The organism is Micromonospora sp. WMMD708 (genome assembly GCF_049315245.1).
GTDB lineage: Bacteria > Actinomycetota > Actinomycetes > Mycobacteriales > Micromonosporaceae > Micromonospora > Micromonospora wenchangensis.
Genome location: NZ_CP186060.1, coordinates 1,903,163 through 1,923,785, shown reverse-complemented (window position 1 = coordinate 1,923,785; position 20,623 = coordinate 1,903,163). Strand labels below are relative to the sequence as shown.

General features: G+C 73.2%; 23 protein-coding genes. 9 read left to right on the top strand and 14 right to left on the bottom strand.

Going from position 1 to position 20,623, the window contains the following annotated elements; genetic code table 11:
* The first annotated feature begins 3 nt into the window (after positions 1-3).
* Positions 4-252: a DUF2630 family protein gene (locus tag ACN260_RS08775; RefSeq protein ID WP_088645025.1), complete on the top strand. Its 249-nt coding sequence runs from the start codon at positions 4-6 to the stop codon at positions 250-252.
* A 47-nt stretch (positions 253-299) separates the two neighbouring features.
* On the opposite strand, the gene ACN260_RS08770 is transcribed toward ACN260_RS08775, so the two are convergent.
* On the bottom strand, positions 300-1,229 hold the full coding sequence (locus ACN260_RS08770; RefSeq protein WP_422755474.1) for a serine protein kinase RIO: 930 nt from the start codon (positions 1,227-1,229) through the stop codon (positions 300-302).
* 155 nt (positions 1,230-1,384) lie between these two features.
* Positions 1,385-2,032, bottom strand: coding sequence for an HAD family hydrolase (locus tag ACN260_RS08765; RefSeq protein WP_204926116.1), 648 nt, complete (start codon positions 2,030-2,032; stop codon positions 1,385-1,387).
* A gap of 225 nt (positions 2,033-2,257) precedes the next feature.
* Here ACN260_RS08765 and ACN260_RS08760 point away from each other — a divergent pair, with 225 nt between their 5' ends.
* The 7 genes from ACN260_RS08760 (at position 2,258) to ACN260_RS08730 (ending at position 7,313) form a co-directional block, all read left to right on the top strand.
* Entirely contained in the window at positions 2,258-2,830 is a 573-nt protein-coding gene (locus ACN260_RS08760; RefSeq protein ID WP_204959124.1) for a TetR/AcrR family transcriptional regulator, read from the top strand.
* 131 nt (positions 2,831-2,961) lie between these two features.
* Positions 2,962-3,891 carry a TIGR04222 domain-containing membrane protein gene (locus ACN260_RS08755; protein WP_422755473.1) on the top strand — a complete coding sequence of 310 codons (930 nt, stop codon included), beginning with the start codon at positions 2,962-2,964 and terminating at the stop codon, positions 3,889-3,891.
* On the top strand, positions 3,888-4,706 hold the full coding sequence (locus ACN260_RS08750) for a DUF692 domain-containing protein (RefSeq protein ID WP_422755472.1): 819 nt from the start codon (positions 3,888-3,890) through the stop codon (positions 4,704-4,706). Before ACN260_RS08755 ends, ACN260_RS08750 begins: the two co-directional genes overlap by 4 nt.
* On the top strand, positions 4,703-5,197 hold the full coding sequence (locus tag ACN260_RS08745) for a hypothetical protein (protein ID WP_422755471.1): 495 nt from the start codon (positions 4,703-4,705) through the stop codon (positions 5,195-5,197). Before ACN260_RS08750 ends, ACN260_RS08745 begins: the two co-directional genes overlap by 4 nt.
* Before the next feature lie 49 nt (positions 5,198-5,246).
* The gene (locus tag ACN260_RS08740) at positions 5,247-5,999 is read left to right on the top strand and encodes an SDR family oxidoreductase (RefSeq protein ID WP_422755470.1); all 753 of its coding nucleotides are present in this window, start codon (positions 5,247-5,249) and stop codon (positions 5,997-5,999) included.
* A 98-nt stretch (positions 6,000-6,097) separates the two neighbouring features.
* Positions 6,098-6,664: a G/U mismatch-specific DNA glycosylase gene (gene mug / locus ACN260_RS08735; RefSeq protein ID WP_422756664.1), complete on the top strand. Its 567-nt coding sequence runs from the start codon at positions 6,098-6,100 to the stop codon at positions 6,662-6,664.
* Positions 6,665-6,875: 211 nt separating this feature from the next.
* Complete coding sequence (locus tag ACN260_RS08730; RefSeq protein WP_422755469.1) at positions 6,876-7,313, top strand: hypothetical protein; 438 nt, start codon at positions 6,876-6,878, stop codon at positions 7,311-7,313.
* A 230-nt stretch (positions 7,314-7,543) separates the two neighbouring features.
* Here the strand turns inward: ACN260_RS08730 and ACN260_RS08725 are convergent, their stop codons facing one another.
* From ACN260_RS08725 to ACN260_RS08710, 4 genes are all read right to left on the bottom strand, one after another.
* On the bottom strand, positions 7,544-9,529 hold the full coding sequence (locus tag ACN260_RS08725) for an ABC transporter ATP-binding protein (RefSeq protein ID WP_422756663.1): 1,986 nt from the start codon (positions 9,527-9,529) through the stop codon (positions 7,544-7,546).
* A gap of 127 nt (positions 9,530-9,656) precedes the next feature.
* Positions 9,657-10,424 carry an enoyl-CoA hydratase/isomerase family protein gene (locus tag ACN260_RS08720; protein ID WP_422755468.1) on the bottom strand — a complete coding sequence of 256 codons (768 nt, stop codon included), beginning with the start codon at positions 10,422-10,424 and terminating at the stop codon, positions 9,657-9,659.
* Positions 10,425-10,467: 43 nt separating this feature from the next.
* Entirely contained in the window at positions 10,468-10,695 is a 228-nt protein-coding gene (locus ACN260_RS08715; RefSeq protein WP_007072022.1) for a helix-turn-helix domain-containing protein, read from the bottom strand.
* A gap of 526 nt (positions 10,696-11,221) precedes the next feature.
* Positions 11,222-12,826, bottom strand: a complete 1,605-nt coding sequence (locus tag ACN260_RS08710; RefSeq protein WP_422755467.1) for an ABC-F family ATP-binding cassette domain-containing protein — start codon at positions 12,824-12,826, stop codon at positions 11,222-11,224.
* Between the two features lie 246 nt (positions 12,827-13,072).
* On the opposite strand from ACN260_RS08710, the gene ypfJ reads away from it, so the two are divergent.
* Positions 13,073-13,987, top strand: coding sequence for a KPN_02809 family neutral zinc metallopeptidase (ypfJ, locus tag ACN260_RS08705; RefSeq protein WP_422755466.1), 915 nt, complete (start codon positions 13,073-13,075; stop codon positions 13,985-13,987).
* Between the two features lie 142 nt (positions 13,988-14,129).
* On the opposite strand, the gene ACN260_RS08700 is transcribed toward ypfJ, so the two are convergent.
* From ACN260_RS08700 to sufD, 8 genes are all read right to left on the bottom strand, one after another.
* Complete coding sequence (locus tag ACN260_RS08700; protein WP_422755465.1) at positions 14,130-14,795, bottom strand: acVLRF1 family peptidyl-tRNA hydrolase; 666 nt, start codon at positions 14,793-14,795, stop codon at positions 14,130-14,132.
* Between the two features lie 120 nt (positions 14,796-14,915).
* Complete coding sequence (locus tag ACN260_RS08695; RefSeq protein ID WP_422755464.1) at positions 14,916-15,638, bottom strand: LysE family transporter; 723 nt, start codon at positions 15,636-15,638, stop codon at positions 14,916-14,918.
* A 378-nt stretch (positions 15,639-16,016) separates the two neighbouring features.
* On the bottom strand, positions 16,017-16,559 hold the full coding sequence (locus ACN260_RS08690) for a metal-sulfur cluster assembly factor (RefSeq protein ID WP_422755463.1): 543 nt from the start codon (positions 16,557-16,559) through the stop codon (positions 16,017-16,019).
* Positions 16,556-17,032, bottom strand: coding sequence for a Fe-S cluster assembly sulfur transfer protein SufU (gene sufU, locus ACN260_RS08685; protein WP_422755462.1), 477 nt, complete (start codon positions 17,030-17,032; stop codon positions 16,556-16,558). Before sufU ends, ACN260_RS08690 begins: the two co-directional genes overlap by 4 nt.
* Positions 17,032-18,336: a cysteine desulfurase gene (locus tag ACN260_RS08680; protein WP_088645040.1), complete on the bottom strand. Its 1,305-nt coding sequence runs from the start codon at positions 18,334-18,336 to the stop codon at positions 17,032-17,034. The genes sufU and ACN260_RS08680 overlap by 1 nt, the downstream gene beginning before the upstream one ends.
* A gap of 25 nt (positions 18,337-18,361) precedes the next feature.
* Positions 18,362-19,135 (bottom strand): Fe-S cluster assembly ATPase SufC, encoded by a 774-nt coding sequence (gene sufC / locus ACN260_RS08675; protein ID WP_088645041.1) that lies wholly within the window; start codon positions 19,133-19,135, stop codon positions 18,362-18,364.
* Entirely contained in the window at positions 19,135-19,479 is a 345-nt protein-coding gene (locus ACN260_RS08670) for a non-heme iron oxygenase ferredoxin subunit (RefSeq protein ID WP_088645042.1), read from the bottom strand. Before ACN260_RS08670 ends, sufC begins: the two co-directional genes overlap by 1 nt.
* 1 nt (position 19,480) lies before the next feature.
* Positions 19,481-20,623 (bottom strand): Fe-S cluster assembly protein SufD, encoded by a 1,143-nt coding sequence (gene sufD / locus ACN260_RS08665; protein WP_422755461.1) that lies wholly within the window; start codon positions 20,621-20,623, stop codon positions 19,481-19,483.

Here is a 20,623-nt window from a genome sequence, read left to right as displayed (position 1 = left end):
GGCATGGACGACAAGAGCATCCTGCACCGGATCTCGGAACTGGTCGACGAGGAGCACCGGCTCCGCTCGGCGGCCCAGGCCCACGAATCCGGCACCGACGACGAGGCCAAGGAACAACTGCGCGCGCTGGAGGAGTCCCTGGACCAGTGCTGGGACCTGCTGCGCCGCCGCCGGGCGGCCCGGGAGGCGCACGGCGACCCCGAGGCACAGGGGGCCCGGCCGGTGTCGGAGGTCGAGCGTTACCTCCAGTGAACGCCCGCCGCCCCGGACGGCCGGCGGCCGTCCGGGGCGGCGCCGCGTCAGCGCATCCCCGCCTCCCGCAGTAGCAGCCCGGTGAGGGCGGCCGGGTCGGTGTCCGCGGCGGGCAGACCCCGGGCGGTGAACCAGGTGGCCACCACCCGCACGTCGCGGGCCAGGAACTCCGGCCCCTGCGGGTTGGCCACCACGTCGACCACCTGCGGCAGGTCGATCATGACGAGCCGCCCCGCGTGCACCAGCAGGTTGTACGGCGACAGGTCGCCGTGGGCGTAGCCGGCCCGGGCCAGCACCATCAGGGCGTCCACCAGTTGCTCCCAGAGGGAGCGCAGCTCGGCCGGGTCGGGGCGCACCTGGGCCAGCCGGGGTGCGGCGGTCCCCTCGGCGGGGTCGCCGACGAACTCCAGCATCAGCTCGGTGCCGAGCAGTTGCACCGGGTACGGCACGGCGATCCGCCCGGACTCCGCCCCGACCTCCCAGAGCCGGGACAGCGCGGCGAACTCGGCCGCCGCCCACTGACCGGCGATCATCTGCCGGCCGAACGCCGTCCGGCCGACCATCGCCCGGTTCTCCCGGGACCGGCGGACCCGGCGTCCCTCCAGGTAGCCGGCGTCACGGTGGAAGAGCCGGTGCTGGGCGTCGCGGTAGCGCTTGACCGCCAGCAGGCAGGACCGGTCGGTGTCGGGCACCGCCCGGCGGACGAGGTGGACGTCCGCCTCCTTGCCGGTCTTGAGCACGCCGAGGTCGGTGTCCCGGGCGGCCAGCTCGGTGACCAGCCACCGCGGGTGCGGTTCGGGCCCGTGCACGGCCCGGTCCCAGGAGGACCAGTGGTCCTCCGGCTCGGGGTCGGGTTCGTCCTCGGGTGCGGTACGGGCCGGCTGCCGGCCGTACGTCAGAAGGGGTGTCTCGTCGTCGTCGAAGCGGCTCTTGCCGCGGCCACGGCGCTGCGGCGCCGGGAGGTCGTGTTCGCGCACGGTGCTGGTGATCCCTTGATCGAGGCTGATGGAGGCAGGTGGTACGACCCTGCGAAGACGGTCATGACCGACCCCCCTTCCTCGACCGGGCCCCGCCCGGCTGCGCGTGCGCGCCGGCCCATGCTGGCCGACGACCCGCGCGGGACACAACCGATTTACCCGCCGGCGAGCACCACCGAGACGGCCGCGATCAACGAGTCGACGGTACGGGTGGGGGCGAACCGGGTGTCGGTCCAGCTCCGGCCCCGGTGCAGCCAGACGCTGGGCAGGCCGACCGCGGCGGCCCCGCCGATGTCCGCCTCCGGGCTGTCCCCCACCACCCACGCCCCGCGCAGCGGCAGCCGGGCCCGCTGGGCGGCCAGCGCGAAGATCCGGGGGTTGGGCTTGCTGACGCCGGCCTCCTCGGAGATCACCCAGTCGGCGACGTAGCGGTCCAGGCCGGTCTGCCGGATCTTGGCGTCCTCCAGCCGGACCGAACCGTTGGTGACCACCACCGGCAGCCACCCGGCGTCGTCGGCGATCCGCAGCGCGCAGGCCACCAGCGGATCCAGCCGGGTGTAGCCGACCACCCCGTCGTGCAGTTCCTCGACCAGGTCGATGGAGGGGATGCGCAGCGCGTACCGGTCCCGGATGGCGTCGGCGATGTCCCACCGGTCGGTCAGGCCGTCGGCGTCGATGGACAGCAGCCAGTCGATGTCGGTGGCCGGCGCGCCGATCTCGGCCAGGAAACCCTCGGCCCAGGCGCGGAACGGCCCGGCCCGGTCGAGCAGGGTGTTGTCCAGGTCGAGCAGGAGCAACGGCACTGAGGCACCTTACGGGAGAGGGGACCGCCGCCGACAGGGTCGAACCACCCGTCGTCGACCGTCGGGCGGCCGGGGGCGGGCGGGGCAGGGGTGGGGGGAGGTGACCGGGGCTGTCGCCACCTGCCGATCCTAACCGGACGCGCGTCCGGCATCCCGAGGCGACGGGCCAATAGCAAGCCGTACGTACGGTTTGCCTTGCGCTGGGTCACCTGCGACGATCGACCCGTGCCCAGAGTAAGTCAGGACCAGCTCGACGCGCGCCGCCAGGAGATCCTCGGCGCGGCCCGGGCCTGTTTCGCCCGGCACGGCTACGAGGGAGCCACCGTGCGCCGGCTGGAGGAGGCCACCGGGCTGTCCCGGGGCGCCATCTTCCACCACTTCCGCGACAAGGACTCGCTCTTCCTCGCCGTCGCCGAGGACGACGCCGCCGTGATGGTCTCCACGGTGGCCCGCAACGGCCTCGTCCAGGTGATGCGGGACCTGCTCGCCCGCGCGGTCTCCCCGGACACCACCGGCTGGCTGGGCAGCCAGCTGGAGGTGTCCCGCCGGCTGCGCACCGACCCGGCGTTCGCCAGCCGGTGGGCGCAACGGTCGGCCGCCATCGCCGAGGCGACCCGGGACCGGCTCGTCCGGCAACGCGAGGCCGGGGTGCTCCGCGAGGACATCGACATCGACGTGCTGGCCCAGTTCCTGGAGCTGGCCTACGACGGGCTGGTGCTGCACCTGGCGATGGGCCGACCCGCCGGCGATCTCGGGCCGGTGCTGGACCTGGTCGAGGAGGCCGTCCGCCGCCGCTGACCCCACCCCCGGCGCGGCAGCCGTGGGGTCGGCAGGTCTCGGCCCGGTAACTCGCCCACCGCCGCCGTGCCGGCGTGGCGGGGCTGTCCCACAATGGGGCCGCGATCCCCCTCGCGCGACAGGAGCAGCCCATGAACACCCTTGCCGCAGCGGGCGACACCTGGGGCATCCCCGGCCCGCTCTTCCTGAAGCTGTACCTCCTGGTGGCCGTCGTCGCCGTGGTCGGCGTGCTGGTGCACCGGCGGCGCACGACCGCCGGACCCGACGCGGTCGACGCCGAACAGCTCGGCCCGCAGCAGGTCGCCTACCTCAACGGCGGCGACCAGCTCGCCATCTGGGCGGCGCTGGGTGGGCTGCGCGGCGCCGGCGCGATCGACGTCAAATCGAACGGCCGGTTGATCGCCGTCGAGTCGACACCCGGCGGGCTCACCCCGCTCGACCACGCGATCCGGCACGCCGCCCGCCGGTCGGTCGCCGCCCGCGAGCTGCGCCGCAACGCCGGGGTGACCCGCGCCCTGGAGGAGCTGCGGCAGGGGTTGGAACAGCGCGGCCTGCTGATCGACGCCGACGGCGTACGGGCCCTGCGGCGCGGACGGAACCTGCTGCTGGTGCTGCTGGCCCTGGGTGTGGTGCGGCTGGTCGCCGGCCTGGTCAACGGCCGGCCGGTCGGCTGGCTGCTGCTCGCCCTGGCCGGACTCGTGGTGGCGTTCGCCCTGGTGGCCCGTACGCCCCGACGGACCAGGACGGCGAACGTGATGATGGGCCGCCTGCGCAGCAGCAACCACCATCTCGCCCCCGACGCGTCCCCGGCCTACGCGACCTACGGTCCGGCCGGCGCGGCGATGGGGGTGGCCCTGTTCGGCACCGTCTCCCTCTACGCGCTCGACCCCGGCTTCGCCGCGCAGGCGGAGATCCAGCGGCAGGCGTTGAACGCCGGCAGCGGCAGCGGCTACACCGGTTCCACGGGTGTCACGTGCGGCGGCAGCACCTCGTCCTGCAGCAGCGGCTCGTCGTGCGGTGGCGGCAGCTCCTGCGGCGGCGGTGGCGGGTGCGGCGGATGACCCGGCCGCAGGGGGTGGGCATCGGCTGGCGGCCGGAGATCGCCGGTTTCGTCGCCGAGCTGCCCGGCCTGCGTTTCGTCGAGGTGGTGGCGGAGTCGCTCGCCCCCGACGGTCCCCTCCCGCCGGGGCTGGCCGCGCTGCGGGAACGCGACGTCACCGTCGTACCGCACGGGGTGCGGCTCTCCCTCGGCGGCGCGGAGCCGGTCGACCCGGCCCGGGTGACGCACCTGGCCCGGGTGGCCGAGCTGGTCGACGCGCCACTGGTCAGCGAGCACATCGCGTTCGTCCGGGCCGGTGGGCTGGAGGCCGGGCACCTGCTGCCGCTGCCCCGGACCCGGGAGGCGGTGGCGGCGGTGACCGCGAACGTGCGGCGGACGCAGCAGGAACTGCCGGTGCCGCTGGCGTTGGAGCCGATCGCGGCGCTGTTCGACTGGCCCGACGACGAGCTGGACGAGGCGGACTTCCTCACCGAGATCCTCGACGCCACCGACGCGGAGCTGCTGCTCGACGTGGCCAACGTCTACGCCAACGCCCGCAACCGGGGCCAGGACCCGCAGGCCCTGCTGGACCGGCTGCCGCTGGAACGGATCGCCTACGTGCACGTGGCCGGCGGGGCCGAGCACGGCGGGCTCTACCACGACACGCACACCGACCCGGTGCCCACCGGGGTGCTGGAGCTGGTCGGCGCGCTGGCCGCCGGCCACCGGCCACCGGCCCTGCTGCTCGAACGCGACGGCCACTACCCGCCCGCCGACGTGCTGCGCGCCGAGCTGGACGCGCTCGCCACCACCGCCGGCCACCCGGTCGTCACATGAGCCCGACGCACCCCGCCGGGTCGGCCCCGCCGCCCGGTGCCACCGGCCCGGTGGGGCTGGCCGCCCGGCAGGCCGCGCTGGTCGCCGCCCTGGTCGCGGGGGCCCCGCTGCCGGCCGGCTTCGCCACCGACCGGGTCGACGCCGCCCGGCGGGCGCTGCTGCGCAAGCGGGCCGGGGAGGTCGCCCGCCACTGGCCGCTGCTCGCCGCCGGCCTCGGCGACGCCTGGCCGGTAGCCTTCGCCGGCTGGGCGGCCGGCCGGCCCACCGCCGGATCGCTGCGCGACGGCTGGGACCTCGCCCGCACGCTGCGCGACCAGGGCACCCTCCCCCCACTCGGCGCGCAGGAGCTGGCCGCCCGCGAGGCCGCCCACCGCTACGACGGCCGGCACCCGCCCCGCCGCCGCCGGTTGCCGGCCGTGGCCCGCAGCGGCGACGCCGTCGCCGTCCAGCTCGCCGGCCGGGTACGCCTGCTGCGCTCCACCCGTCGCTGACCACCGGGCCACCGCGCCGGCCACCGCCGGATACGGCAGGATCGGTGGCATGGATCTCGGACTCACCGATCGGGTGTACGTGTTGACCGGCGCGTCCCGGGGGCTCGGCTTCGCGACCGCACGGTGCCTGGTCGCCGACGGGGCGCGGGTGGTCCTGTCGGCCCGGACCCCGGAGCGGGTCGCCGGGGCGGTCGAGCTGCTGGGTGGGCCCGGGCACGCCATCGGCCTCGTCGCCGACCTGGCCGACCCGAGCCTGCCCGAGCGACTGGTGATCGCCGCCCGGGAACACTTCGGCCGGCTCGACGGGGCGCTCGTCTCGGTGGGTGGGCCGCCCGCCGGCACCGCCGCCCAGGTCAGCGACGCGCAGTGGCGGGAGTCCTTCGAGACCGTCTTCCTGGGCACCGTGCGGACGGCCAGGACGGTGGCCGCCGCGCTCACCGAAGGGGGCGCGATCGGGTTGGTGCTGTCCACCTCGGCCCGTACCCCGATCACCGGCCTCGGCATCTCCAACGGCCTGCGGCCCGGCCTCGCCGGGGTGGCCAAGGACCTCGCCGACGAGCACGGTCCGCGTGGCGTACGGGTGCTGGGCCTGCTGCCCGGACGCTTCCTGACCGACCGCAACCGGGAACTACTCGGCGACGACGAGACGGCCCGCGCCGCCGCGGAGGCCGGCATCCCGCTGCGCCGCATCGGCGATCCGGCCGAGTTCGGGCGGGTCGCCGCGTTCCTGCTCTCCCCCGCCGCCGGCTACGTCACCGGGGTCAGCGTGCCGGTCGACGGCGGCGCGCTGCGCAGCCTGTGACCCCGCGCCGCCGCTCAGCGGGGGCGGCCGGTGGTCAGGGAGGAAGACCAGCACCGCCCAGCCCCGCCGCCGGCCCGACCCGGCCGGGCACGCCCCAGATCCGGCGGCCGGACCGGGCGGAGCTGGCCGCGGCGGCGGACCGCACCATCCCGGACGTGATCGGTCCCGGGCTGACGGTGCTCTTCGTCGGGATCAACCCGGGCCTGTGGTCGGCGGCCACCGGTTGGCACTTCGCCCGGCCGGGCAACCGCTTCTGGCCGGCCCTGCACCGGGGTGGCTTCACTCCGCGCCAACTGCACCCCGCTGAGCAGGACGCGCTGCCCGGCTACGGCCTGGGCATCACCAACATGGTGGCGCGGGCCAGTGCCCGGGCCGACGAGCTGACGCCGGCGGAGCTGGTGGCGGGCGCGCGGACGCTGGTCGACAAGGTGACCCGCCACCGGCCGGCCTGGGTGGCCGTGGTCGGGGTGACCGCGTACCGGATCGGGTTCGCCCGGCCCCGGGCCGGGTTCGGCCCGCAGCCGGAACCGCTGGCCGGCGCGCGGTTGTGGGTGCTGCCCAACCCGAGCGGCCTGAACGCCCACTTCACTCCGCAGACCCTGGGGGACGCCTTCGGCGAGCTGCGCGCCGCGGTGACCGGCCACCCGCCCTCCCCCACCGGCTGACCGCCGCCGCAGCGCTCACGGTACGTCGCGTCGCGCGTTCACGATGTGTCGTGTAAATGCCGAAATCAAGGCAATAAATTGCGCACGACGGGTCCCAATGCAATTGACGTAGATTTATTTCGTGCGTGCTTTCGAGTTCACCCTGGACTAACATTGGAACCGCAATCGGCCACACGCCGTCAACGCATTTCCCATCACGTCGGGAGCAGTTATGCCACAAGTCCGTTCTTCCCGCTTCGTCCGCCTGCTGGCCGCAGGCGCCGCCGGGGCCGCCGCAGTGGCCATGTTGCCCGCGGTCAGCGCCCAGGCGGGTACCGCACCGTTCACCGTCTCGGTCAAGGGCGGCTACAACAACAGCCAGTCCCTCGGCACCGCCACCGGAACCATCAGCGGGACGACGGGCAGCAACCAGGCGACCTACTCGGTGACGCTGTGCGGGCAGAGCACCTACCCGAGTTCCCAGGTGACCATCAAGGGCGGCACCGCCAGCGCGAACCACACCGTCTACTACCAGAACTGCGAGACCTTCACCGGCGACCTCGTCTCCGCCTACGGATTTACCAACATCGAGGTCACGGTGTCCGGTTCCACCTTCTACCCGGGCAGCCAGTACACGACGTACACGAAGTCCCGCACGATCTACTTCTGAGTTGCACACGCGACATGACGAAACGGGCACCGAATTGACGACCACCGGCTCAGCCAGCCGGTGAACCGCACTCCGGTACCCGGCGTGGGAATTGCGTCAAAATAGGGACCGGGTCGGGGCCGCTCCCCCTCGGCCCGGTCCCGTACCGCCGCCGGCAGCACGCCGCCGCCCGGCGCACCCGCCACCCGACGGTCCGCACGGACACCGCCGGCCGCCCCTGACCGGGGACGTCAGTTGGCCACGGCCGGGGGCCGCGCCTCCTGGGCGACGTAGGTGCCCATCGGCACGGTGGTGACGATCGCCTCGGCCGGTTCGGCGGCATCCGGGTACGGCGTGGGCGAGTCGGCGACCGCGAACTGGGTGCGGTACAGCTCGGCGTAGAGCCCACCCACCGCGACCAGCTCGTCGTGCCGGCCCCGCTCGACGATCCGGCCGTCGTCGAGGACGAGGATCTGGTCGGCGTCGCGGACCGTGGAGAGCCGGTGCGCGATCACCAGCGCCGTCCGCCCGGTCAGCGCCACGGCCAGCGCCCGCTGCACCGCCGCCTCGCTCTCCGAGTCGAGGTGGGCGGTGGCCTCGTCGAGGATCACGATCGACGGGGCCTTGAGCAGCAGTCGGGCGATGGCGATGCGTTGTTTCTCCCCACCGGAGAAGCGGTAGCCGCGCTCACCGACGGTCGTCTCCAACCCGTCGGGCAGGGCGCGCACCAGATCGGCCACCTGTGCACCGGCCAGTGCCGCCCAGATCTCGTCGTCGGTGGCGTCCGGCTTGGCGTACCGCAGGTTCTCGGCGATCGTCTCGTGGAACAGGTGGGAGTCCTGGGTGACCACGCCGATCTCGTCGCGCAGCGAGGCGAGGGTGGCGTCCCGGACGTCGACCCCGCCGACCAGCACCTCGCCGTCGGTGACGTCGTAGATCCGGGAGATCAGCATGGACAGGGTCGACTTGCCGGCCCCCGACGGACCGACCAGGGCCACCATCTGCCCCGGCTCGACCCGGAAGGACACCCCCTTGAGCACCGGCTCGCCTGCCGTACGGTCGAGGGTGGCGACCTCCTCCAGCGACGCCAGCGAGACGTCGGCGGCGGCCGGGTAGCGGAACCGGACGTCGCGGAACTCGACCCGCCCGGCACCGGCCGGCACCGGCACCGCGTCGGGCTTCTCCTCGATGCCGGGGCGCAGGTCGAGCACCTCGAAGACCCGGTCGAACGAGACCAGCGCGCTCATCACGTCGACCCGGACGTTGGACAGCGCGGTCAGCGGACCGTAGAGGCGGGTGAGCAGCAGGGCGAGGGTGACCACGGTGCCCGCGCTGACCGCGCCGTTGACCGCCAGCCAGCCGCCGAGCCCGTAGGTGAGCGCCTGGGCCAGCGAGGCGACCAGCAGCATCGCCACGAAGAAGGTGCGGGAGTACATCGCCGACTGGATGCCGATGTCGCGGACCCGCTCGGCCCGCGCGGCGAACCGGGCCGCCTCCACGCCGGGCGAGCCGAACAGCTTGACCAGCAGCGCCCCGGCCACCCCGAACCGCTCGGTCATGGTGGCGTTCATCTTGGCGTCGAGGTTGTACGACTCCCGGGTGATCTCGGCCAGCCGCCGGCCCACCCGCCGGGCGGGGATCACGAAGATCGGCAGCAGGATCAGCGAGAGCGTGGTGATCTGCCAGGAGAGGGTGAACATCACCCCGGCGGTGAGCACCAGCTGGATGACGTTGCTGACCACCCCGGACAGGGTGGAGGTGAACGCCCGCTGGGCACCCATCACGTCGTTGTTGAGCCGGCTGACCAGGGCACCGGTCTGGGTGCGGGTGAAGAACTGCAACGGCATCCGCTGCACGTGGTCGTAGACCCTGGTGCGCAGGTCGAGGATGATGCCCTCGCCGATGCGGGCCGAGTACCACCGTTGGACCAGGGAGAAGACCGCGTCGGCGACGGCCAACCCGCCGATGACCAGGGCGAACCGCACGACGGTGGCACCGGCCTCCGGCCCGCCGCGGCTGATCGCGTTGATCACGTGCCCGGCGAGCACCGGGGTGGCCACCCCGATCACGGCGGCGATCACCACGGTCACCAGGAAGACGACGATGTCCCGCCGGTAGGGCCCGGCGAACGCCATGATCCGCTTGGCGGTGCCGCGCTTGAGCCGGTGGGCGGAAAGCTCGTCGCCGTGGCGGATCGACCGGAGCATGCTCCAGCCGGCCATGTTGCCGCCCGTCATCGGGTTGGACATCGGTCACCTCCGTGTCGTGGCGGCACGCACCGTCGGGGTCGATTCTCCCCACGCCTACGACAACCTCGGTGGTAACCCGGCTCTTCCCGGGCAGTCCTTACCGATCGCCGGCCGGCTACTCGCCCCGGCCGGCCAGGTCACGCAGCCGGCGGGTCTGCGCCTCACGCTCGGCCCGCTGCTGCTCGCGGTGGGAGCGGCCGGCGGCACCGGCGACCAGCGCCTTGATCTCCACCACCGCGTCCCGGTTGCCGGCGAGCAGGCCGGCGGTGAGGTCACCGACCGCCGCGTCCAGCTCGGCGTTCGGCACCACCAGGTTGGCCAGGCCGATCCGGTCGGCCTCCGCGGCGTCCATCCGCCGGCCGGTGGCGCACAACTCCAGGGCGCGGGCGTAGCCGACCAGCTCGACCAGCCGCTTCGTGCCGGCCAGGTCGGGGACCAGACCGAGGGTGACCTCGGCCATCGACAGCATGGCGTCCTCGGCGAGGACCCGCAGGTCGCAGGCGAGCGCGAGTTGGAAGCCCGCGCCGATGGCGTGACCCTGCACGGCCGCCACCGAGATCACGTCGGGACGGTGCAGCCAGGTGAAGCCCTGCTGGTAACCGGCGATCCGGTCGGCGCACTCCTGCTCGGGCAGGGTGGACAGCTCGGCGAAGGAACCCGGACCCTGGGCACCGGCCACCGACAGGTCGAGGCCGGCGGAGAACGACCGCCCCTGGCCGCGTACCACCACGACGCGCACGTCGCCGGGCAGGTCCCGGGAGAAGTCGCTCATCGCGCGCCACATCGCCGGAGTCTGGGCGTTGAGCACGTCGGGCCGGCACAACGTGACCGTCGCGACCGGCCCGTCGCAGTGCAGTAGCACCCCGGTCGTCTCGGCGGTCACCGGACCGCCCGGGGCGTGCTGACGGACGACGCTGGTGGGCGGGTCACGCCTTCTTGCGACGCCGGGCGCCGCCGCGCTGCCGCAGCTGCACACCGGATTCGGTGAGCACACGGTGGATGAACCCGTAGGATCGCCCGGTCGAGGCGGCGAGCGCGCGGATGCTCTCCCCGCCGGTGTACCGCTTTACCAGGTCCTTGGCGAGCGTCTGACGCTCGGCTCCGACGATCCGGCGACCCTTCTCAGTGCTGGTGGCTGTGCCAGTGGCTGCCATGCTGATTCCTCACGTCCCAGACTGTGCGGTTCGATACGGTCCCACCTATTAGACCGTCTCGAACGATCATGCGCCAGATATCAACTCTTCGCCAACCGACACGCTATGCAGTGTCGTCAACCCGATAGAGTGACCCTGCACTCCGTCGGCGGCTGGTAGCACGCCGTAGCGTCCCTGGTCGACGGCCCGTAGCCTGCCGGTCGTGACCTACCCGCTGGGCGACGTGAGCGGCGCGGCGGCCGTCTTCGCCGCCACCGACCTCGACGACATCGTGGTACTGACCGTACTCTCCGTGGCCGCCCGCGGTACGGGACGACCCCGCCCGTGGCAGATCGTCACCGGGCAGTCGCGCTCGGGGTCCGGGCACTGCTGGACCGTACCGACGACGTCACCCCGCCGGCCGTGGGTCGCCGGGGTGACGGTCGCCAACGGTGCCGACGACGCTCCCCCGCTGACCACCGGCCGGACTGTCGACCACCGGCCGCAGCCGACCCCGCCGGCCGTCGCCGGCTGGGCCGGGGCCGGATCAGGCCAGCTCGACCAGTTCCAGGAGATCGTCGCTCCAGGCGTCCTCGTCGCCGTCGGGGAGCAGGATGGCCCGGTCCGGCTTGAGCGCGAGCACCGCGCCCGGGTCGTGGGTGACCAGCACGATCGCGCCCGGGTAGTTGGCGATGGCGTCGAGCACCTGCTCACGGCTGACCGGGTCGAGGTTGTTCGTCGGCTCGTCCAGCAGCAGCACGTTGGCGCCGGAGCAGACCAGGGTCGACAGGGCGAGCCGGGTCTTCTCGCCACCGGAGAGCACCCCGGCGGGCTTGTTCACGTCCTCGCCGGAGAACAGGAAGGCACCGAGGATCTTGCGGAGGTCGGTGTCGGACTGCTCGATCGCCGCCGCCCGCATGTTCTCCAGCACCGTGCGTTCCACGTCGAGCGTCTCGTGCTCCTGGGCGTAGTAGCCAAGCCGCAGGCCGTGCCCGGCGTGCACCTCGCCGGTGTCCGGCGGGAGCAGCCCGCCGAGCATCCGCAGCAGCGTGGTCTTGCCGGCACCGTTGAGCCCGAGGATGGCCACCCGGGAGCCACGGTCCACCGCGACGTTCACGTCGGTGAAGATCTCCAGCGAGCCGTACGACTTGGACAGGCCGGTCGCGGTCAGCGGGGTCTTGCCGCACGGCGCGGGGTTGGGGAACCGGACCTTCGCCACCTTGTCGGAGACCCGTACCTCCTCCAGCCCGGAGATCAGCTTCTCGGCCCGGCGGGCCATGTTCTGCGCGGCGACGGTCTTGGTGGCCTTGGCCCGCATCTTGTCCGCCTGCGCCATGAGCGCGCCGGCCTTCTTCTCGGCGTTGGCCCGCTCCCGACGGCGGCGACGCTCGTCGGTCTCCCGTGCCGCCAGGTACGCCTTCCAGCCCAGGTTGTAGACGTCGACCACGGAGCGGGTGGCGTCGAGGAACCAGACCTTGTTGACCACCGACTCCAGCAGCGAACCGTCGTGGGAGATCACGATCAGCCCACCCTTGTGGTTGGCGAGGAAGCCGCGCAGCCAGGTGATCGAGTCGGCGTCGAGGTGGTTGGTGGGCTCGTCGAGCAGCAGGATGCCGCCGCCGTTCTCCCCCGCGTCGCGGAACAGGATGCGGGCCAGTTCGATGCGGCGCCGCTGACCGCCGGAGAGGGTGCCGATGGTCTGGGCCAGCGCCCGGTCGGGCAGCCCCAGGTTGGCGCAGATCCGGGCGGCCTCGGCCTCGGCGGCGTACCCGCCCAGCGAGGCGAACTGGTCCTCCAGCGCGCCGTAGCGACGGACCAGCTTGTCGTCAACGCCGTCGGCGAGTTTCTGCTCGATCTCCTTCATCTGGGCCATGAGCACGTCCAGCCCCCGGGCGGAGAGCACCCGGTCCCGGCCGGTGACCTCCAGGTCGCCGGTGCGCGGGTCCTGCGGCAGGTAGCCGATGGCGCTGCGCCTGTCGATCTGCCCGGCGTACGGCTGCCCCTCACCGGCCAGGACCTTGAGGGTGGTGGTCTTGCCGGCCCCGTTGCGACCGACCAGTCCGATCCGGTCACCGGGCTGCACCCGCAGGGTGGTGTCGGACAGGAGGATCCGGGAGCCGGCGCGTAGTTCCAGGCCGGTGACACTGATCATTTCCGGTACTCGCTCTCGGGGGTCTGGAAGGGCTGACTCAGGGCACGCGAAAGCGCCGGCGGGTCAGTGGTTCCCGTCGGCGCGGGGCGGTTCAGCCTTCGCAGCGCAGCACCCGACAAGTGTACCGGGCGGCCCGACGCGCACCGCCCGGATTACCGTACAAGATCATCGGGTACCGAAAACGCCGTCCGGACCCGGTCCGGTACCGCAACCCTCAGACGTGACGAATCGGTGATCGGGGTCAACATGGAGCTGAACGAGAACGCGCGGATCGACACCGGCCAGGTGGACGACCGGCGAGGGTCCGGCGGGGGTGGCGGGGGCATCCCGATCCCGATCCCGGGCGGCGGCGGGCGCGGCGGCATCGTCGGGCTGATCATCGCCGTGCTGGTGGCCCTGGTGGGCGGCGGCTTCGGGCTGAACGCCATGACCGGCGGCGGGTCCGAGGCGGGCGACAACACGGCCCTGGAGCAGAAGTGCTCCGCCGACGACGCGCTCAAGCAACTGGACTGCCGCAACACCCTCTACGTCAACTCGATCCAGGCGTACTGGCGCACCGCCCTGCCCGAGCGGTTCGGCCAGCAGTACCAGCCGTCCAAGACGGTCTTCTTCAGCCAGGGCGTCAACACCGGCTGCGGCCAGGCCGACTCCGGCGTCGGGCCGTTCTACTGCCCCGCCGACGACCTGGTCTACATCGACCTGACCTTCTACCAGACCCTCGCCGACCAGCTCGGCGCGGAGGGTGAGTTCGCCCAGCCGTACGTGCTGGCCCACGAGTACGGCCACCACGTGCAGGACCTGCTCGGCACCGAGGCACAGATGCGCCGCCAGCAGCAGCGCGACCCGGGCAGCGCCAACGCGCTCTCGGTCAAGCTGGAACTCCAGGCCGACTGCTATGCCGGCGCGTGGGCCAAGAACGCCACCGGCACCGCCGACGAGCAGGGTCAGAAGATCTTCAAGAGCATCACCGAGCAGGACATCGCGCAGGCGATCGACACCGCCGAGAAGATCGGCGACGACGCCATCTCCAAGCGGGCCAACCGCCCGGTCAACCCGGAGGAGTTCACCCACGGCTCCTCCGAGCAGCGCAAGCAATGGTTCACCAAGGGCTACACCACGGGTGACCCGAAGTCCTGCGACACCTTCGGCGGCAGCCTCTGACCGGCGCCGGTCGGCAGGTCACGGCGGTCGGCGGGGCTAGACGCCCCCCGGCCGCCGTCGTCGTTCCCGGGCGAGGGTGGGCCGGGGTGTGGCCGGCGCGGGGGCGTGCGCCGGCGCGGGGGCGGGGGGCCGGGGGCCGGGATCAGGCCGGGTCGCGGACCAGGATGTGAACCGCGCGGGCAGCGGTGATCGCGCCGACCAGCACCGCGTGCCGGGGTTCGGGCACGTCGAGCAGCCGCTCGGCCCGCAGCTCGGCGAGCGGGGCCAACCGCCGGTCGGCCAGGACCGTGTCGACGGCCCGCCGGTCACCGCCGCAGACCAGCGCCGCCAGCGTCGCCGCCTCCGGCAGCAGCAGCCGTACGGCCAACTCCGCCGCATCGCCCAGGGCCGCCCTGGCCTGGTTGTCCCGCCGCCTGGCGAACCGCTGCTGCGACCAGCCACCGGCGGCGGTACGGCCCTGCACGTACCGGGTGTCCACCTTGGAGACCAGCAGCTCGACCCCGAACGCCACCCCGACCGCCACCGCGCCCTTGCGGGCGAGCAGCAGCCCGAGCCGGCGGGGTGCGACGGCCACCTCGACGAACCCCGGCACGTCGTCGACCTGCCGGGCCGCCGCCCCGGTACCGCTGCCCGGCGGGAGGTGCAGTTCCGCGGTCGCGCCGTCGGCGGCGGTGAGCAGCAGGCCGTACCCCTGCGGGGAGACGACGGGCGGGCCGTGCCGGTCGGCGAAACCCGCCACCCAGCGGGCGACGCGGGTCGGGTCGACCTCGGTCCACCGGCCGCCACCGGCCGCGGGTCGGCTGCTCATCACCCGACCGTACGGCACGGCGGGCGGCTCACCGCACGACGGCGGGCGGCGGACAGACGCCGGGGCAACCGGGAACGACGCGGCGGGCCGGCGGGGACGATCCGGCCGGCGCGGGGCCGCTCACCGCACGACCAGCATGGCGACGGCGAGAGCGGCGATGATCAGGCTGGACAGCAGGCCGGTCACCAGTCGACCACGCGGGCCGGCCAGTGCCCGGCCGACCAGGGTGCCGCTCGCGGCGATCAGCAGCTGCCAGCTCGCCGACGCGACGAAGGCCCCGAGGACGAACAGCGCGGCGGCGGCCGGTGCCGCCCGCGCCACTTCGGCACGGCCGAGGACCAGCGCCGCGAAGTAGACCACGGTGGCAGGGTTGAGCAGCGTCAACGCCAACACCCCGACAAACGCGCGCCCCGGCGTGTCCATGCCCCGACCCGGCTCCGCCCCGCCCGACCCCGGACGACCCGACTCCGACCTACCCGGCCCCGGCCCGGGACCGCCCCGATCCGGCTGCCCGGACTCCGGACCGCCCGACCCTGATCCGCCCGACGGTGGGCGGGAACGCCAGGTCCGCCAGCCGCCGTGGACGGCGAGCGCCAGCAGCACCACCGCCGCCACCACCCGCAGCGGCCCGGCGACCGGGGCGATTACGGCGGCCACCGCCGCGCCGCCGAGTACCGCCACGGCGGCGTAGAGCCCGTCGGCGGTGGCGACACCGAACGCGGCGGCCGCACCGACCCGCAACGAGGTACGGGCGCTGAGCCCGAGGATGAGCACCGCGATCGCCCCGACCGGGACGGCGACCCCGTAGCCTGCCACCAGGCCGGCCAGGAAAGCGGCGGTCACGACGAGCGGTGGCGGGTCGAGCCGCGCCCCGGACGGGCCTGCTGTCGGCGCGCGGTGGTGCTCGCGCGGACAGGTCCCTGCACCGGGTACGTCTCGATCACGGGACCCATCATCGGTCCCGGAAGCGACGCCCCGCCACCGGATTGTCCGCCGCCGCCGGGGGTGATCGACTCAACGGGGACGAACCAGCGGTATCGGCGGGCCCGGACACCCCGGTGTCGCCCCCGTTGGGTCGATCACCCCGCCCCCACCCAGACCCGGCCCGGACCCGGACCGGACCCGGGCGGGGGCAGGGCAGGGCCGGCGGGACAGGGCGGGTGGACGACTGCGGGCGCGGCACCCGGTGGGGGTGCCGCGCCCGTGCGGTCGGACCGGAGGTCAGACGTTGAATCCGAGGGAGCGGAGCTGGTCCCGCCCCTCGTCGGTGATCTTGTCCGGCCCCCACGGCGGCAGCCAGACCCAGTTGATCCGGATGTCGTCGACCAGTCCCCCGCCGGGGCCGGTGGTCAACGCCTGCCGGGCCTGGTCCTCGATCACGTCGGTGAGCGGGCAGGCCGCCGAGGTCAACGTCATGTCCAGGGTGGCGACGTTCTGGTCGTCCACGTGCACGCCGTAGACCAGGCCGAGGTCGACCACGTTGATGCCGAGTTCGGGGTCGACGACGTCCTTCATCGCCTCCTCGATGTCGGCGAGGGCCGCCCGGTTCCCGGTCGACGCGGCGGCCTCCGCCGGACCGTCGGCGGCCGGGGAGCCGGCGGCACCGTCGGTGGCCGGAGCCCCGGTGACGCCCTCGGCGGCCGGGGTCGCGGCGGCGTCCGCCGGGCCGGCGGCACCGTCGGTGGCCGGCGGCGTCACCGCGTCGGTCGTCGTGCTGGCGTCGCCGGTCTCCGGCGTCGCCGCGGTAGCGGTGTTCTCGCTCATGCCTCCACCTCCGTCGGGCTCACACCCACCCCCGCGCGTGCCGCGGCGTCCTTGAACGCCATCCACGGCAGCAGCGCGCACTTGACCCGGGCCGGGTAGCGGGCGACACCCGCGAAAGCCACCCCGTCACCGAGTAGTTCCTCGTCCGGCGTGACCTGGCCACGGCCGGACATCAACGCCACGAATCCCGCGTGCACGGCGGCGATCTCCTCCGCGCACCTGCCGGAGAGCCGGTCGTACAGCACGCTCGCCGACGCCTGGCTGATCGAACAACCGGCCCCGTCGTACGAGATGTCCACCACGATGTCGTCGACGGCGGCCACCCGTACGGTGATCTCGTCGCCGCAGGTCGGGTTGACGTGGTGCGCCTCGCCCACCTCGGCGTCGGGGTCCTCGGCGTCGCGCAGCCCGCGCCCCTGCGGACGCTTGTAGTGGTCCAGGATGATCTCCTGGTAGAGCTGGTCGAGCTGCATCAGTCGAAGATCCTCCGCACCTGTTCGAGACCCGCCACCAGGGCGTCGATCTCCTCCGTGGTGGTGTACAGGTAGAACGACGCCCGGGTCATCGCCGGCACCCCGAACCGGGTGCAGACCGGCTTGGCGCAGTGGTGACCCACCCGCACCTGCACGCCGAGGGAGTCGAGGACCTGCCCGACGTCGTGCGGGTGCACGTCACCGAGCGCGAACGAGATGGTGCCGCCCCGGCCCACCGGCACCGTCGGGCCGAAGATCCGCAGGCCCGGCACGGTGGCGAGGGCGTCCAACGCGTACGCGGTCAGCTCCTTCTCGTGCCACTGGATGGCCCGCATCCCGACGCCGGTGAGGTAGTCGACCGCCGCGCCGAGCGCGACGGCCTCGGCGATCGGCGGGGTGCCCGCCTCGAACCGGGCCGGCGGCGCGGCGAACGTGGACCGGGCCATCGACACCGTCTCGATCATCGAGCCGCCGCCCATGACCGGGGGCATCGCGGCGAGCAGCTCGCCCCGCCCCCACAGCACGCCGATGCCGGTCGGCCCGCACATCTTGTGCCCGGTGAACACGATGAAGTCGGCGTCCAGGTCGACCACGTCGATCGGCTGGTGCGGCACCGACTGCGAGCAGTCGAGGAGCAGCAGCGCGCCCACCTGGCGGACCCGTTCGGTGATCCGCGCGGTGGCGTTGACCGTGCCGAGGATGTTGGAGGTGTGCACCAGCGCGACGATCTTCGTCCGCTCGGTAACCAGGTCCGCCAGCCCCGACTCGTCCAGCCGGCCGGTGTCGGTGACCGGGAACCAGCGCAGCGTCGCGCCGGTCCGCTCGGCCAGCAGCTGCCACGGGACGATGTTCGAGTGGTGCTCCATTTCGGAGATCACGATCTCGTCGCCGGGGCCGAGCCGGAACCGCTCGTCGGCGTCGGCGCGCAGCGAGGCGTTGGAGAACGCGTACGCCACCACGTTGATCGCCTCGGTGGAGTTCTTGGTGAACACCACCTCGTCGACGCTCGGCGCGTTGACGAACGCGGCGATCTTCGCCCGTGCCCCCTCGTACGCCTCGGTCGCCTCGGTGCCCAGGGTGTGCACCGAGCGCGACACGTTGGCATTGTGCATCGCGTAGTGCCCGGCGAGCACGTCGAGCACCTGCCGGGGCTTGTGTGAGGTGTTGGCGCTGTCGAGGTAGACCAGCCGGTGCCCGTTGACCTCCCGGTCGAGGATCGGGAAGTCGGCCCGCACCGCGGCCACGTCGAAGCGCGGCACGTCGTCGTACTGCGGCATCCCGTCCGGGATGGCGATGGTGGTCATCTCAGCGGTCCCCGTCCGTGTGTGCTCAGGCCCGCGCCGCGCCGGCCCCGGCGACGTACCGCTCGTAGCCCTCGTCCTCGAGCTTGTCGGCCAGCTCCGGGCCGCCCTGCTCGACGATCCGGCCGGCCACGAAGACGTGCACGAAGTCGGGCTTGATGTAGCGCAGGATGCGGGTGTAGTGGGTGATCAGCAGCAGGCCGGTGTCGCCGGTGTCCCGGACCCGGTTGACCCCCTCGCTGACCACCCGCAGCGCGTCCACGTCGAGGCCGGAGTCGGTCTCGTCGAGGATGGCGATCTTGGGCTTGAGCAGCTCGAGCTGCACGATCTCGTGCCGCTTCTTCTCACCACCGGAGAAGCCCTCGTTGACGTTGCGCTGGGCGAACGCCGGGTCCATCTGGAGCTTCTCCATCGCGCCGCGCAGCTCGCCGCCCCAGGTGCGCAGCTTCGGGGCCGCGCCGTCGATGGCGGTCTTGGCGGTCCGCAGGAAGTTCGCCACCGAGACGCCGGGCACCTCGACCGGGTACTGCATGGCCAGGAAGAGGCCGGCGCGGGCCCGCTCGTCGACGGTCATCTCCAGCACGTCGACCCCGTCGAGGGTCACCGAGCCGCCGGTGATCTCGTACTTGGGGTGACCGGCGATCGAGTACGCCAGGGTCGACTTGCCGGAACCGTTCGGGCCCATGATCGCGTGGGTCTCCCCCGACCGCACGGTCAGGTCGACACCGGACAGGATCGGCTTGAGCTCACCCTCGGGCAGCTTGACCGACACCTTCAGGTCGCGGATCTCCAGGGTGCTCATTATCGGGTCACTCCATTGCTCGGCGTCGGGCGGCCGTCGGCGCCCACGGGAAGGTAGATGTCGCCGTCGCGGACCTCGACGGCGTAGACGGGAACGGGTTCGGTGGCGGGCAGCCCGCTGGGCTCACCCGTGCGCAGGTCGAACCGGGAACCGTGCAGCCAGCACTCCAGCGTGCAGCCCTCGACCTCACCCTCGGAGAGGGCCACCGAGGCGTGCGAGCACTCGTCGTGCACCGCGTAGAACCCGCCGTCGGTGCCGTGCACGACGGCGATCGGGAGGCCGTCCACGTCGGCGCTGATCACGGTGCCCTTCGGCACGTCCTCCGTCGCGCAGATCCGGATCATGTCAGGCCCCGGCCTTCGAGAGCCGGGCCTCGATCGCGTCGCCGAGCCGCTCGCGCAGCGACTCGACCGGGATCTTGTTGATCACCTCGGCGAAGAAGCCCCGGACCACCAGGCGACGCGCCTCGTCCGCCGGGATGCCCCGGGCCATCAGGTAGAACAGCTGCTCGTCGTCGAACCGGCCGGTCGCGCTGGCGTGACCGGCGCCGGCGATCTCGCCGGTCTCGATCTCCAGATTGGGTACGGAGTCCGCCCGCGCACCGTCGGAGAGCAGCAGGTTCCGGTTGATCTCGTACGTGTCGGTGCCGGTCGCCTCGGCCCGGATCAGCACGTCGCCCACCCAAACGGTGTGCGCCTCGTCGCCCTGCAACGCGCCCCGGTAGCCGACGTGGGAACGGCAGTCCGGCACGTTGTGGTCGACGAGCTGGCGGTGCTCCAGGTGCTGGCCGCCGTCGGCGAAGTAGACGCCGTACAGCTCGGCCTCGCCGCCCCGGCCGGTGTACTCGACAGTGGTGGACTGGCGGACCAGGTCCCCGCCCAGGCTGACCTGGACGTGCGAGACCTTGGCGTCGCGGCCGAGGCGCACCTTCAGGTGCTGGGCCTGCACCGCGTCGGCGGCCCAGTCGGCCACCGTGACCAGGGTCAGCTTCGCCCCGTCGGCCACCGCCACCTCGACGTTGTCGGCGAGCGTCGCCGCGCCGACGTGTTCCAGCACCAGCACCACCTCGGCGAACCGGCCCACGTCGACGAACGTGTGCCCGAAGGCCAGCCCGGCGGCGTCGTCCCCGACCACCCGCAGGCTCACCGGCGCGTCGACCACGGCCTCCGCGGCGACCTCGACCAGCAGCGCCTCACCGGCGCCGCCGTAGGCCAGCGCGCTGACCCGGTCGACCGGGGTGAGCACACTGCCCACCCGGGGGTCGTCCCGGCCGATCCGCCCGACGGTGACGCCGGCCGGCAGGTCGGCGTACTCGTGGCGGACCGCGCCGGTGGCGGCCTGCGCCCCGTCGGTCAGCCCACGGAGCCGCTTGAGCGGGGTGAAGCGCCACTCCTCCTCCAGGCCGGTCAGGGCCGGGAAGTCGGCGACGTCGTACGAGCGGAGCGCCTGCGACTTGGTGCTGGGCGGCGCGGAAGCCTGGGTAGTCAT

Excerpts from the sequence above, each read along its gene's own strand:
- ACN260_RS08700 (WP_422755465.1), bottom strand. The coding sequence starts at position 14,795 with ATGAGCAGCCGACCCGCGGCCGGTGGCGGCCGGTGGACCGAGGTCGAC.
- ACN260_RS08750 (WP_422755472.1), top strand. The coding sequence starts at position 3,888 with ATGACCCGGCCGCAGGGGGTGGGCATCGGCTGGCGGCCGGAGATCGCC.
- ACN260_RS08670 (WP_088645042.1), bottom strand. The coding sequence starts at position 19,479 with ATGATCCGGATCTGCGCGACGGAGGACGTGCCGAAGGGCACCGTGATC.
- ypfJ (WP_422755466.1), top strand. The coding sequence starts at position 13,073 with ATGGAGCTGAACGAGAACGCGCGGATCGACACCGGCCAGGTGGACGAC.
- ACN260_RS08775 (WP_088645025.1), top strand. The coding sequence starts at position 4 with ATGGACGACAAGAGCATCCTGCACCGGATCTCGGAACTGGTCGACGAG.
- sufD (WP_422755461.1), bottom strand. The coding sequence starts at position 20,623 with ATGACTACCCAGGCTTCCGCGCCGCCCAGCACCAAGTCGCAGGCGCTC.
- ACN260_RS08740 (WP_422755470.1), top strand. The coding sequence starts at position 5,247 with ATGGATCTCGGACTCACCGATCGGGTGTACGTGTTGACCGGCGCGTCC.
- ACN260_RS08715 (WP_007072022.1), bottom strand. The coding sequence starts at position 10,695 with ATGGCAGCCACTGGCACAGCCACCAGCACTGAGAAGGGTCGCCGGATC.
- ACN260_RS08755 (WP_422755473.1), top strand. The coding sequence starts at position 2,962 with ATGAACACCCTTGCCGCAGCGGGCGACACCTGGGGCATCCCCGGCCCG.
- ACN260_RS08710 (WP_422755467.1), bottom strand. The coding sequence starts at position 12,826 with ATGATCAGTGTCACCGGCCTGGAACTACGCGCCGGCTCCCGGATCCTC.
- ACN260_RS08725 (WP_422756663.1), bottom strand. The coding sequence starts at position 9,529 with ATGACGGGCGGCAACATGGCCGGCTGGAGCATGCTCCGGTCGATCCGC.
- sufC (WP_088645041.1), bottom strand. The coding sequence starts at position 19,135 with ATGAGCACCCTGGAGATCCGCGACCTGAAGGTGTCGGTCAAGCTGCCC.
- ACN260_RS08680 (WP_088645040.1), bottom strand. The coding sequence starts at position 18,336 with ATGACCACCATCGCCATCCCGGACGGGATGCCGCAGTACGACGACGTG.
- ACN260_RS08730 (WP_422755469.1), top strand. The coding sequence starts at position 6,876 with ATGCCACAAGTCCGTTCTTCCCGCTTCGTCCGCCTGCTGGCCGCAGGC.
- ACN260_RS08690 (WP_422755463.1), bottom strand. The coding sequence starts at position 16,559 with ATGAGCGAGAACACCGCTACCGCGGCGACGCCGGAGACCGGCGACGCC.
- ACN260_RS08745 (WP_422755471.1), top strand. The coding sequence starts at position 4,703 with ATGAGCCCGACGCACCCCGCCGGGTCGGCCCCGCCGCCCGGTGCCACC.
- sufU (WP_422755462.1), bottom strand. The coding sequence starts at position 17,032 with ATGCAGCTCGACCAGCTCTACCAGGAGATCATCCTGGACCACTACAAG.